We start from the raw sequence: 13,636 nt of genomic DNA on the forward strand, positions 1-13,636 counted from the left end.
AAGTATTGATTAAGGTGTCTGCACTCATTCTTTTCAATGAAGCTATGACACATGATAAGCTATTCTGTTTATATTAAATTTTCTTCCTGCCCATGTTCTTCTTACGTAGGTAAGTGCAACAACGCCTGACTGAAGTAGAATAGCAAAGATAATGCTAATGCATCTTCTGAACTGTTAATTTTTATTAAAAGTACTTATAATCTATTCCTTAACGCCGAACTGTTGAAGAAATATCTTAAATTCAACCCATTTCTAAACAAACGCTGTTTTACTCCAGTGAAACAGGCCGTTTCCTAAAAAGAGTTTATCAAAATAGCATATTACAAGAGAATGCAACACAATAAAAAAATATACTGGCCTAACGTGATGGGCCCAAAAGCAGCTGTTTATCCCCATATCAGAAAGGTGCATAATGATACTGTTCAAGATGATTATTACTGGATGATCGATTACTTTAAAAAGGGAGAAAAAGCTCAAGAAGTGATTGATTATCTTGAGAGAGAGAATTCTTATACCAACTTGATGCTTGAAGATACTGCGCACCTGCAGGAAGATTTATTTCATGAACTTAAATCTCGTATTAAAGAAAAAGACGAGTCAGTGCCTTATTACAAAAACGGCTACTATTATTATAGCCGGACAGAAGAGGGAAAACAATATTTTAAATTCTGTCGGAAAAAGGGTACACTCGATGCCGAAGAACAAGTGTTGCTAGATGTTGACCAGCTTGCTCAGGGACATGCATATTATACAGCAAAAGGATTTTCAGTGAGTCCGGATAACCGGTTGCTTGCTTTTAGTGTAGATACCGTTTCCCGTAGAGAATATACCATATATGTGAAGGATCTGGAGACTGGAGCAATTTTTCCCGATCAGATAAGAAATACCGAGGGGGCGGCAATTTGGGGAAATGATAACCTAACCCTTTTTTATACCGCAAAGAACCCTATTACGTTGCTCAGTGAAAAGATTATGCGGCATACATTGGGAAGTGATCCAGCTTCGGATGTGGTTGTTTATGAAGAAAAAGATAACACAAATTATATTGCAGTTGGTAAATCGAAAAATGGAAAATATATCTTTATCAATTCGGAGGGAACTTTATCTTCGGAAATCTGGTTGTTGGATGCGGATTTCCCGCAGTCGGCATTTCGTGTTTTTCAGCCTAGGATCCACGATGTTCTTTATTCTGTTGTTGTGTTGGAAGATCGGTTTTTAATCCTTACGAATGATGGGGCTATTAATTTTCGAATCATGCAATGTCCATTAGATCGTACCGAGCGTATTCATTGGCAAATATTCCTAGACCATCGACCAGATGTATTGATCAGTGATATTGAGGAATTTAAGGATTTTTTGGCGATTGCTGAACGGAAAAATGGATTGACTCAATTAGCGATTTATAATTTAAATAGTCATCAACAGCATTATCTGGATTTTGGAGAGGTTGCCTACACGGTATATCCTGCCATAAATGCGGAATACAATAGTCAGAAACTGCGATATGGTTATACTTCTTTAGTAACGCCAAACTCGGTCTACGAGTATGATATGTCCGAACAGCGTAAAGTATTATTGAAGCAACAGGAAGTTTTGGGGGGGTATGACCAAGCAGCCTATATCACCGAACGTATCTTTGCGATTGCAAGAGACGGTGTTCAGGTACCTATATCTATTGTATATAAGAAAGGAACCAAACTGGATGGCACAGCTCCTTTATTGCAATACGCCTATGGATCCTATGGAGCTTCGATGGATCCTACTTTTTCAAGCAATAGACTGAGTTTACTGGATCGTGGCTTTATCTACGCCTTGGCGCATATTAGAGGTGGAGAAGAAATGGGGCGTCAGTGGTATGAAGCGGGAAAGATGATGCAGAAGATGAATACCTTTTATGATTTTGTGGATTGTGGTCAATATTTGATTGACCAGCATTATTGTGCACCGGAACATCTCTATGCACAAGGAGGTAGTGCTGGAGGTCTGCTAATGGGGGTAGTTGCTAATATTGCACCCGAGCAATACCATGGCATTATAGCTCAGGTTCCCTTTGTGGACGTTGTGAATACCATGCTGGACGATACCATACCGTTGACGACAAATGAATATGATGAATGGGGTAATCCAAATGAAGAGGAGGCTTATTTTTATATGAAAAGCTATTCGCCTTACGAGAATATTGAATCGAAAGAGTATCCAAATTTGCTTGTTACGACGGGGCTACACGATAGTCAGGTGCAGTATTTTGAACCGGCTAAATGGGTGGCGAAACTGCGGGCAACAAAAATTGGGGATGCGGTTTTACTTTTGAAAACAGATATGGATTATGGCCATGGTGGAGCCTCTGGTCGATTTGACTATTTAAAGGAAATCGCATTAGCGTATGCTTTTCTCTTTAAATTGGAAGGAATTATTCCAAACGATGCAAGCGAACAATAAAAAAAAGCGGTTAATACCGCTTTTTTTATTGTTGAGCATGATTAATACTATCCTGTTGTTTTTGTAAACGCTCTTCCCGTTCGATTTCTCTCGAATCGATCTGATGCTGTTGATAATTGTCCATGGCCACTTTACTGGCTTTCTGCGATACGTAGATCGCCAATATGGCAACGATAGTAATGATTGCTATCCCCCAGGCATACTTATGTTTGTCCTGTTTAACGAGCCAATACATAAATACAATGTAAGGGACCGCAAAAATAATATAGAAAATTAAACTTGGTGACATATTACTCTCCGTTAAATGATCCTTACAAAAGTATCGTTTTTGACTAAAAATAACGAACCAATAGCGAAAACATCAATTTCAATTGATAAAGCCTTAAACCTTTATCTGTTTTATTGTCAAATTAACATCGCTAATGGGTGCAGTATAGTCCCGTGTTGTTGCGGATTAATCGCTTGAAAATGAAGCTTACATGGTAGGTTTTGTGTTCGATTTTGAATTTTGAATTTTTGCAAAAAATCAATGAGAATATTGTGGAAAAGAAAAAAATATTTTTATACATTTGCATGGTCAGAAACAATTGACAGATCATAAAAAAATGAAACAGAACAAAAAGAAAGATTATTCTTGTATTCAAACTTTTGAAAAGTTTATGAAGAAGGTCTTCTGTGCTTTCATTTTCGTAGAAATACCTGTTTTACGCTTCCGACGACCCATACTACCTCGGGCTTGATTTGAGGTAGTGAATCTTTCCAAGTAAGACCATGATTGTCCGATGGTTTTGAATCCGTTATTTTAATTTAGTTAGTCAACAAAACACGGCGGTAGTTGTTGTTTTATTATTAGGGTCGTAAGTCAATGACTATATCAGATTTTTTAATTATCCCGGCTAAACCTGAGCATGCACATTATGCGGAGGTTATTTGCGACGAAATGTTCGAGTCTGCAAAGGCTCGTGGCACTGGTATTGCGCGTCGTAAACCAGAGTACGTTGCCAACAAAATGAATGAAGGTAAAGCAGTGATTGCTTTACATAAAGATGGCCGATGGGCAGGTTTTTGTTATATAGAAACTTGGGGACATGGCGATTATGTTGCCAACTCCGGTCTGATTGTCAATCCCGAATTCCGAAAAGTAGGTTTGGCCAAAGCAATCAAAAAAGAGTCTTCGACCTATCTCGTGAAAAATACCCCAAAGCAAAGATTTTTGGCTTGACAACGGGGTTCGCCGTAATGAAAATCAATTCGGAATTAGGTTATGAACCGGTTCCATATTCTGAACTGACTACAGATGATGAATTTTGGAAAGGCTGTCAGAGTTGTGTCAACTATGAAATTCTGATGAGTAAAGACCGTAAAAATTGCATGTGCACAGCCATGCTTTGGGACCCGGAAGAAAAAGAGCGTGAATTGCGTGAGAAGATCCAGCGCAAGCATGAGGCCAAGGAACGCTTGGAAAGAATTACACAAAAACAATCGTTATTAAAACGTATACAGGCGAAGTTCTGGAAATCGGCAAATAAGTTTGCCTCTATCAATTTGTCTAAGCACAAAAAAGTCGCAAAAGGATTTTGATAAGTTTCATGCATAGTATGTCAACTGGCCTAGCAGCCATTGAAAATAAATAATGAACAGTGATGAAACAGCTAGCTTCAGGCTTAATTTGAGCCGGTCGCTTAAGAAGAGTTTCAGCATAATAAAAAAACAATTTATCTCAATGAAAAAAGTAGTTTTAGCATTCAGCGGAGGATTAGATACTTCGTTTTGTTGTATTTATCTTACGCAAGATTTAGGTTTAGAGGTTCATTCGGTCGTTGTAAATACAGGTGGTTTTTCGGATGAAGAATTGAAGAATATTGAAGCACGTGCTTATGCATTAGGTGTAAAATCACATACGGCGATTGACGAAACAGCAGACTATTACCGCGAAACTATTAAATACTTGATTTTCGGTAATGTGCTAAAGAATGCGACTTACCCATTGTCAGTTTCTGCAGAGCGTGTATGTCAGGCTACTGCTATTGCAAATTATGCAAAGCAAATCGGTGCTGAATGTGTTGCTCATGGATCTACAGGTGCAGGGAATGATCAGGTGCGTTTTGATATGATTTTCCAGACGTTAATCCCAGGGGTTGAAATTATTACACCTATCCGTGACCTACAATTGTCGCGTGAAGCCGAAATAGAATATTTGAACAAACATGGGGTTGAATACTCCGCTGAAAAAGCGAAATATTCGATCAATAAGGGCCTTTGGGGTACTTCTGTTGGTGGAGCAGAAACATTGACATCCAATCAATATTTGCCTGAATCAGCTTGGCCAACTCCAGTTACTTCTTCAGAACCACAGCAAATTACAATAGATTTTGAAAAGGGTGAACCAGTTGCTCTAAACGGAGAGAAAATGGCTTCTGTTAAGGTCATTCAAGAATTGCAAGCCATTGCTCAGCCTTATGGTATCGGTCGTGATATTCATGTCGGAGATACAATCATCGGTATCAAGGGACGTGTAGGTTTTGAAGCTGCAGCTTCAGTGATTCTAATTAAGGCACATCACACCTTGGAAAAGCATACCTTAACCAAATGGCAATTATCCTGGAAAGATCAGATCGCTGCTTTCTACGGTAATTATATGCACGAAGGACAGATGCACGATCCTGTGATGCGCGATATTGAAGCATTCTTGCAATCCTCACAAGAGACTGTGACTGGCCGCGTGATCGTAGAACTTCATCCATACCGTTTTGTCGTTATTGGTGTCGAGTCCGAGCATGATTTGATGTCCAATAAATTTGGTAGCTACGGTGAAATGAATAAAGGCTATACAGGTGATGATGTGAAAGGTTTCTCCAAAATCTTTGGAAATCAAACGATCATTTGGCATAAAGTGAATCAAAAATAAATTACCTCTGTTTACGCAATGTGTTTTTTCCTACGGTAAAATTCGTTGGAAAAAATACATTGCACGACTTTTTATAACGCATACCTAAATACTAAATTCAAGAAAATGATAAGAGTAGGAATAATTGGTTCGGCAGGATATACCGGTGGTGAATTATTACGCGTATTGATTTATCATCCTGAGGTGGAAATCGTATTTGCCAATAGTGCTTCCAATGCAGGAAATAAGTTATATGAAGTTCACAATGATTTATTTGGTGATACTGAATTGAGCTTCTCTGCGGACTTTCACTCCGATATTGATGTCTTGTTTTTATGTGTTGGTCATGGTGATGCACGCAAATTTTTAGATGCAAATACAGTAGATGCTTCCGTAAAGATTATTGATCTTTCTCAAGATTACCGGCTCCGGGCGAATACGGCTTATCAAGGACAGCAATTTGTATACGGGCTTCCCGAACTAAACAAAGAAGCAATCAAAGCAGCTCAATATATTGCGAATCCAGGATGCTTTGCTACAAATATCCAACTGGCTTTATTGCCATTGGCTAGTCAAGGTTTGTTGCCAGACCAAATCCATGTGAATGCAACAACTGGATCCACAGGAGCAGGACAGAAGCCAGGAGCGACGACACATTTTTCTTGGCGCAACAATAACCTTTCTGCTTACAAATCTTTTGAGCACCAGCATTTGCAGGAAATTTCCGAGTCACTGGATCAGCTTCAAGAGGGGTTTTTACCTGTGTCAAATAGGTCGTTGCTGGAACGTGCCGCTGAAAGAATTAATTTTGTGCCGCAACGTGGTGATTTTGCAAGAGGAATTTTTTCGGCAATTTATGTTGATACGGACTTGTCCGAAGAAGAGGCTTACGAAGTATACGACACGTATTATGCAGCCCACCCTTTTACGCATGTCAGCAAAAAAAATATCGATCTCAAGCAGGTTGTCAACACCAATAAAAGTATTATCCACCTCGAAAAGCACGGAAATAAGTTACTTATTTTAAATGCAACAGATAATCTACTGAAAGGGGCATCTGGACAGGCAGTGCAAAATATGAACTTAATGTTCGGTTTGGACGAACGTACAGGATTAAACTTGAAAAGTGTTGGTTTTTAGCCATTTTTAAGATATCAAACAGCAATATCAACAAGTTGTGAGTAACTTGAGGGATCACCTTAAAAACGAAATGAGGTTTTCAACATTTTATTAACATCGTGTGGAAAAGTGAAGGGTGGATCCTTCACTTTTTTTATGTCATTCCCGCCAAAGAAAGTGTGTTGTCTATCTTATAGCTCCACTCGTATATTCTTAATCTCAGCCATGCAACACAGGTTCCGATAAACTTAGTCTATCTTACAGGTGGAACCACGTTCAACCTGGGATCGGGATAAGAAAAAGTCAGGGTTGGAAAACCCGCAATTTTATGCTTCACTCAAGCTTGACACAAGAAACATACTACATCGACTAAAGGATCACCCTACCTTAGCCCTTGTTAAGCTCAAGGATCACTCTTGTTGAGGTCAGGGCTCCCCGTGTTTAGGTGTCATTTTTAACCGTTTTCCATCGGATTTGGGCGTATTTCTTCGCCGCTGTCTGCTGCTATTGACATCGCTTGATTTAGGGTGCATATTTGTATCGTGAAGGTAATGAGGGCCGAGGAAAGTAGAAAGATGCGTTGTGCCATCGTACAGATGTTGATGTACAAGCTTAGATTGCGGATCTATTGACAGAAATTGTTATAAATTTTGTCATGTACTTAGATAAATTTTACACAATCGATTGATATACATTTCCTTTCTTTTTCTGTAAATCTAAATCTTATCTTCATACAATAATCCAGCTCGAGAACCGATAACACCCTTATTCAATAGTAAAGTGCAACGGAAAGATAGCTGATAAATTGAGTTTCAAAATAGCTAAAGGAGTTTGGTTTCGTGAAGTATTCGAGTATAGCAGCATCTCGAATTGATGGCAAGCATGAATAACCGCAGGTCGTATAACTAGCCTAGGTTTGATATATAAATTGATAAAAAAAATAAAGTATGAAAAGAAAACACTTTATCCAGTAAATCTTTATGGGAGTTTTATCCTGCCTTTCGATAAGCAGTATAGCGCAGGCAGTAGGGAAGACTTATGCCGTACCACTTGCTGGGAATGCTTTCATTACCGCAGGACAAACTGGTGAAGCAGAAATTTCCGGTCGTAATGGCCTTGTAAAATGGTCAAGCGATCAGGAAGTGGTATCGGTGTATTTTAGGGCTCAAAAGGCGGGGAAATTGACTTTGAAACTGAGGGTAAAAAACGATGCTGGAAAATCCAAAATAGCAGTAGACGCTTTAGGAAAAAAGGCGATCGTGAATGTGGAAAGTACTGCGCTGTCGGAAACAGCGCCTTTTTCCATTGATGTAATATCGCCCGGTTACGTTCAGGTAAATTTAAAGGGCTTAAGTAAATCGGGAAGCAATTTTGCCAATGTAACCGAATTGCTTGTGAGCGGCGAAGCGGCTTCGGAAGGTCTTCTATTTTCCAATGATCCTGAGTATTACTATTGGTCCAGAAGAGGCCCTTCTTGTCATCTAAATTATACTGTTCCTACGGAGGGAAACGTTAGTTACTATTATAACGAAGTAACCGTCCCTCAAGGAGAAGATAAAATTGGGTCCTATTTTATGGCGAATGGTTTTGGCGAAGGCTACTTTGGTATACAGGTTAATTCAGAAACCGAGCGACGTATCTTATTTTCCGTATGGAGTCCATTCCACACAGATGACCCGAAAAGTATTCCGGAGGAACAAAAAATCCATCTACTAAAGAAAGGAAAGGATGTGCATTCGGGTGAGTTTGGAAATGAAGGGTCGGGCGGACAGAGTTACCGTAAGTACTTTTGGAAGGCAGGGGTAACCTATAAGTTTCTCTTGAAAGGCGTGCCCGATGGAAAAGGGAATACTGATTATACGGCTTGGTTTTTTGTACCCGAAGAGCATGCATGGAATTTGATCGCAAGCTTCAAACGTCCGCAGACAAACACCTACCTCAAACGATTCCATAGTTTCTTATAGAACTTTAGTCCTAATCAAGGCTACCTGGGTAGACAGGTTGAGTTTGGCAATCAATGGGTCTATGATGGACAATGGAAAGCTGTACAGGAGGCTTCTTTTAGTGTCGATAATACCTATCGTGCAAATCAACGCATTGATGCAATCGGCGGCATTACCAAAAACGGATACTTCCTTAGAAATGGTGGTTTCTTTAATGACGTTGTTAAGTTAGGAAGTAGGTTTGAATTCCAGCATAAAAATAATGCACCGAAAATTAATTTTGACAAACTGCCTTAATCAAAAAAGAATACAGACAATCTCTTTTTGTCGCTCAAAGTTTGTCCTAAACACAAAAGAGTCACATTAAAATGTGACTCTTTTGTGTTTAGGACAGCCGTCAATTTATTTTTCAGACAGTTTGATATCACGTTCTACCGAAACGTTATCTCCAGTAACAGCATTACCTTCTTTATCTACCAAAGTCAGTTTTACCTTAGTATCACCTAATGGTAAGCCTTTAATTTCATAAGGACCCCATTTATCCAATGTAAATGTCTTCCCGTTGATATCCGCTACGACCTTATTTCCATCTGGTGCAAGTTTAGTATTGACCAAGTAAAAATCCAACAGTAGATTTTTTGTTTCATCACCCTTGTACTCACCTTTAGGTCGAGAATAGAAAAGTGATGGTTCCTTTGGCATCGCATCTGTTGTCAATTTACCCGTTGCATCAATCTTAAATTTTACCAATTTAGAAGCTTCAGTGGTTTTTATGGATTCATGATAGGATCTTGATAAAAATGAGAGCAGGTAATGTTCCGAATTTAACGGTACTGTTACAGAGTTCTCGGGCTTGTAAAGAGCCGTGTAAGGTTTATTGTCTAAAATAAAATGAATATGTTGTCCATCATGCGAATTTGCCATATGGGCAGCATGGGCATCATCGGTCATCTCAGTCAATTTGAAATTCTTAACTGCATATTTTACAGTTACTTTTGCGGAGTCTGTTCCTACCTTTTCTGCAGTGATCGACGCGATCTGTAGATCAGCTCCAGGAAATTCTTTGGAGTCTGCAATCGGATTAACCGTGATAGCGTCCATTTTTTGTGCGGTATTGGTGTCCATACTGCTGCTTGAGTCAGCCCTATCTGTACTTTTTGTAGAGGAGTTGTTACATCCGATAGCGCCAGCCATCAACGCTAATGCAGCAGTAATACCTGTAATTCTGTAGTACTTCATAATTTTTCTGTTTAATTTTTTAATCATTCAGCATATCAAGTAACAGTTGGTAACTATGTTTTGTTTGTAATAAGGTTAAAATAGGGCTTTTTCAATGCTGATTTAGGAATAATCTACTGTGAAATAAATAATCTTAAAAAAATAGTCATATTAGATGTAATAAATCAATATGCTGAAATGTCTTGATGATATAAAAGGCGGAGGTGATATTGAGATGGTGCAAAAGCCGATTAGAAACTAAAACAGAGTAAATCTCAATATTGACGATAGCATGAACCAAGAGCAATTTAAAAATACCGTTTTCATCCATAAGGATAAGCTATTTCGCTTCGCGAAACGGATCTTGGTCGATGATGATGAAGCTTTTAATGCGGTACAGAATGTGATGATGCGGTTGTGGCAATTGAAAGATCAGTTGCTTCAATATAAAAATATGGAAGCTTTTTGCATGCAGAGTGTAAAAAATGAGGCATTAAATCGGATTAAAAAAGATAAGGTTAGATCGGATTATGTCAATCAATATCAGGCGGTGTCGACAACAGAGTATACTATTGGAAATACAAAGGAAATTATCGTCAAGATGATCAATTCTCTTCCCGAAAAACAACGGCTTGTGATGCATCTGCGCGATGTTGAGGACTATGACATTGATGAAATCGCTGAGGTACTGGAAATGGGCGAGTCGGCAGTGCGGGTTAATCTGATGCGCGCAAGACAAAAGGTGAAAGAGCAGTTGACAAAATTATTCGATTACGAAACCGCGCGCATTTATTCCGATAAAAAATAGGTGTTATGGTTTTCAGATCAACGAACAATAAGATATAGCGTGATGGAAGATAAAAGGTTAAAGGAATTGAAAGACAAATACTTTAATGGGCAGTCGTCATTAGAGGAAGAAAAAGAATTGAAAAATTCGGAGGATTTCTTTTTTCAGTCATTGAACGAAGAGAAGAGTCTCAAGATGGAATGGTCCTTCGAGGATTTTGAAGGCAAGAGCAACGAAATTAAAAAAGAGAATATATGGTGGAATTACAGCTGGATAAAATACGCGGCAGCGGCAGTGCTTTTGATGAGTATAGGCTTAGCATTATTTCTAAACCAGCAATCAGCAATACAATCACCTTTACTCGCCGAAAAGGAAATAAATAATCGCAAACCAGCGGACAATGTGCCCGTCGAACATCCGAGCACAGAAATAGTGCATCCTCCTGCTGAAGATAGGATTCAGGTAGTTAAGCGTACTAAAACATTACAGACAGCAGAGACAGTCAAACGTCCAAGAGTTGAAAAACAAACCGAAAATGGGATAGGGAAGAAGGAAGTGGCAACTGAAAGTTTGGAATCGAAAACATCAGAGGCCTATCAAGCAGATTATGTTGTCTTGAACGGCAAGCCTGTTACTAACGAGCAGGAAGCCGTCGAATTGACTTTAAAGTCATTGGGCCTGCTGGCAAATAATCTGGAAAATGGCGTAGATAAAGCAATGAACATAAAACAAATGTCAATAACAATTAACTAAAATAATATGAAAGGTTTTTTTATAGCTTGCCTTCTACTTGTAGCAAGTATGGCAAATGCACAAATTTCAAAATTGGATAAGCTATTTGAACAATATCAGGGAAAGAAAGGTGTAACAACACTTAAAATTGGAGCACCGATGTTCAAACTGTTGGGTAATTTGAAAATAGACGATGATGATATGCAGACGATCAGCCCGCTGCTAAAGAACGTTAAATCACTGCGTATGCTTATTGTTGAGGATGGTGAAGATAAAGCCTTGACAGATATTATCCGGGGGGCGGTTTCCAATTTAAAATATGAGGAACTCATGTCGCTCAACAGCGAAGGCCAAGATATTCGCTTTATGGTGGAAAATATGTCTGTAAATGCTGATATTTTGAACAATCTTCTACTCACAATCAACGGAGATGGACAAAATCTATTTATGATCCTTGATGGGGAAATACCGTTGAAAGACGTGACTAACTTGGTCAATGAAGGCAATAATAAAGCCAATAAGAATAAAGGCGATAACGAGAAAAAATAAGAATTATGAAAAGATTACTAACCTTGTTATGTCTCGTTGGCCTGCTTCTGTCCATGCAGTCCTGCATGATAAAAAAAACTTCCAATATGGATTTCATCAGCCGGTCTAATGTATCTGACGATGCGGAGATTGTTGCCATTAATTTACCGATGTGGTTAACAAAACCCTTTATGAAAAAAGCCTTAAAGGATGGAAGTGATGAAGATGCCCGTGCAATGGCCGAAATTGTAAAGAAATTGAAGAAGTTCAGAATGCTGACGCTTTCTAATAATGATAAAACAAAGAATGCACGTATTTTGGACGACTACCATAAGTTTTTAAGGAAGAATAAATTTGAGGAACTTTTGGTTGTTAATACCGATGGACAAGAAATATCATTGAACGCCCGTATTGATAAAAATAATGTTATTGAGCGTGTTTCACTACTGGTCCACGATAATGAAGACGAAAGTGTATTCATGGATATCAAAGGCAAGTTTTCATTGGATGAACTTATCGCCGGACTGAATAAGATGAAGTCCAAAGATAAGAAGTTGGCCAACAAACTTTAATAAGGCCGCTGATTCAAACCGAAACTTCCGCTAACCTATAAAAAAGCCCTCCATTAATATATTAATAATGGAGGGCTTTTTTATAGTAGTTTGATTTTTATGCGCTAAAGACAATATCCAAAGCATCAAAAATATGTTGTTTAGCCTGATCAAGGTCCGCTTTGGTATGTGCGTCAGAAACAAAGCCGACTTCATATCCAGATGGACCAAAATAAACACCACGATTTAACAATTCTCGGTGCATTACTTTATAGGATTCCATTGATTTAGGATCGATCTCACTGGCTTTTTTAATTTCTTGCTGTTCAGTGAATGCAAACCAAAAAATAGAAGCCACATGGAAAAGTTGAACCTTATATCCTTTCTCGGCAATGTAAGCACGCATATCATTGACGAAAGCTTCTGTTTTGGCATTTAAATTTGTGTAAAAATCCTTTTGAGCTAAGATGCCCAATGCTGCAATACCGGCAGCCATTGCAACTGGATTGCCCGATAAAGTTCCGGCTTGGTAAACGGCACCGTCAGGAGAAATACAAGCCATCAACTCTTTCGATGCGCCATAAGCGCCGACAGGCATTCCGCCACCAATAATTTTTCCATAGGTGATAATATCCGGTTGTATATCATAGTACGCAGAAGCCCCTTCAAAGCCGATCCGGAATCCGGTAATCACTTCATCCATTATCAACAATGCACCATTTTCTTTGGTGATCTCACGCAAGAAGTGAATATATTCCTTAGACTGCAACAATAGTCCATTGTTTGCAGGGATACCCTCAATAATAACTGCCGCGATCTGATCTTTAAATTCTGCAAAAGCAGCTATTAAAGCTTGCTTATCGTTTAATTCAATAACAATGGTTTCGTCTGCAAATGCTTTAGGTACACCGGCCGAAGATGTTTCACCAAAGGTGACCAAACCCGAACCAGCTTTCACCAAAAGAGAATCGGAGTGCCCATGATAACAGCCATCAAATTTGATGATCTTATCCCGTTTCGTATAGCCTCTAGCCAAACGGATTGCAGACATTACAGCCTCGGTGCCAGAGCTGACAAAGCGAATTTTCTCAATAAATCTATTGTTTTCGATAATCAACTCAGCCAGTTGGTTCTCCAATGCCGTTGGAGCGCCAAAACTTAAGCCTTTGCCGAGTTGTGCCACTACTGCTTCACGAACTTGATCATTATTGTGCCCTAAAATTAGGGGGCCCCATGAGCAGCAAAAATCGATGAATTCATTCCCGTCCGCATCCCAAAGATGTGCCTTATCGCCACGCTCAATAAATAATGGGGTACCATATACGGATTTGAAGGCCCTAACAGGAGAGTTTACACCTCCAGGGAAATATTGTTTTGCTTTTTCGAATAGCTCAGCAGATTGTGCTCTTGATATATCAGGTGCTTGCATAGT

General features: G+C 39.0%; 10 protein-coding genes and 2 pseudogenes. 9 read left to right on the forward strand and 3 right to left on the reverse strand.

Annotation, left to right across the window (positions count from 1 at the left end; all coding sequences use genetic code 11):
• The first annotated feature begins 330 nt into the window (after window positions 1–330).
• Entirely contained in the window at window positions 331–2,439 is a 2,109-nt protein-coding gene (locus tag VXM68_RS08005; protein ID WP_367210955.1) for a S9 family peptidase, read from the forward strand.
• A gap of 25 nt (window positions 2,440–2,464) precedes the next feature.
• Here VXM68_RS08005 and VXM68_RS08010 read toward each other — a convergent pair whose 3' ends face one another.
• Window positions 2,465–2,728, reverse strand: a complete 264-nt coding sequence (locus VXM68_RS08010) for a hypothetical protein (protein ID WP_293884674.1) — start codon at window positions 2,726–2,728, stop codon at window positions 2,465–2,467.
• Between the two features lie 576 nt (window positions 2,729–3,304).
• Here VXM68_RS08010 and VXM68_RS08015 point away from each other — a divergent pair.
• The 4 genes and pseudogenes from VXM68_RS08015 to VXM68_RS08030 all read left to right on the forward strand — a co-directional run bounded on the left by VXM68_RS08015 (window position 3,305) and on the right by VXM68_RS08030 (window position 8,685).
• A pseudogene (locus VXM68_RS08015) lies at window positions 3,305–4,020 on the forward strand (GNAT family N-acetyltransferase).
• Between the two features lie 142 nt (window positions 4,021–4,162).
• Window positions 4,163–5,347, forward strand: coding sequence for an argininosuccinate synthase (gene argG / locus VXM68_RS08020; protein WP_209577777.1), 1,185 nt, complete (start codon window positions 4,163–4,165; stop codon window positions 5,345–5,347).
• 105 nt (window positions 5,348–5,452) lie between these two features.
• Entirely contained in the window at window positions 5,453–6,466 is a 1,014-nt protein-coding gene (gene argC, locus VXM68_RS08025) for an N-acetyl-gamma-glutamyl-phosphate reductase (protein ID WP_367210956.1), read from the forward strand.
• Window positions 6,467–7,425: 959 nt separating this feature from the next.
• Window positions 7,426–8,685 (forward strand): annotated as a pseudogene (locus VXM68_RS08030) (DUF3472 domain-containing protein).
• A 105-nt stretch (window positions 8,686–8,790) separates the two neighbouring features.
• Here VXM68_RS08030 and VXM68_RS08035 read toward each other — a convergent pair.
• Window positions 8,791–9,627, reverse strand: a complete 837-nt coding sequence (locus VXM68_RS08035; RefSeq protein WP_367210957.1) for a hypothetical protein — start codon at window positions 9,625–9,627, stop codon at window positions 8,791–8,793.
• A 271-nt stretch (window positions 9,628–9,898) separates the two neighbouring features.
• Between VXM68_RS08035 and VXM68_RS08040 the strand changes: the two genes are divergently transcribed.
• From VXM68_RS08040 to VXM68_RS08055, 4 genes are read left to right on the forward strand one after another with little or no spacing between them, the layout of a single operon-like run.
• Entirely contained in the window at window positions 9,899–10,414 is a 516-nt protein-coding gene (locus tag VXM68_RS08040) for an RNA polymerase sigma factor (protein WP_367210958.1), read from the forward strand.
• Between the two features lie 42 nt (window positions 10,415–10,456).
• Window positions 10,457–11,146 (forward strand): hypothetical protein, encoded by a 690-nt coding sequence (locus tag VXM68_RS08045; protein ID WP_367210959.1) that lies wholly within the window; start codon window positions 10,457–10,459, stop codon window positions 11,144–11,146.
• 6 nt (window positions 11,147–11,152) lie between these two features.
• Window positions 11,153–11,674 carry a DUF4252 domain-containing protein gene (locus tag VXM68_RS08050; RefSeq protein ID WP_293952906.1) on the forward strand — a complete coding sequence of 174 codons (522 nt, stop codon included), beginning with the start codon at window positions 11,153–11,155 and terminating at the stop codon, window positions 11,672–11,674.
• A gap of 5 nt (window positions 11,675–11,679) precedes the next feature.
• Window positions 11,680–12,225, forward strand: a complete 546-nt coding sequence (locus VXM68_RS08055; RefSeq protein ID WP_294185906.1) for a DUF4252 domain-containing protein — start codon at window positions 11,680–11,682, stop codon at window positions 12,223–12,225.
• A 97-nt stretch (window positions 12,226–12,322) separates the two neighbouring features.
• Here VXM68_RS08055 and hemL read toward each other — a convergent pair whose 3' ends face one another.
• The gene (gene hemL / locus VXM68_RS08060) at window positions 12,323–13,633 is read right to left on the reverse strand and encodes a glutamate-1-semialdehyde 2,1-aminomutase (RefSeq protein WP_367210960.1); all 1,311 of its coding nucleotides are present in this window, start codon (window positions 13,631–13,633) and stop codon (window positions 12,323–12,325) included.
• Window positions 13,634–13,636: the final 3 nt, after the last annotated feature.

The sequence above is a fragment of the Sphingobacterium sp. R2 genome (assembly GCF_040760075.1).
Classification (GTDB): Bacteria; Bacteroidota; Bacteroidia; order Sphingobacteriales; family Sphingobacteriaceae; genus Sphingobacterium.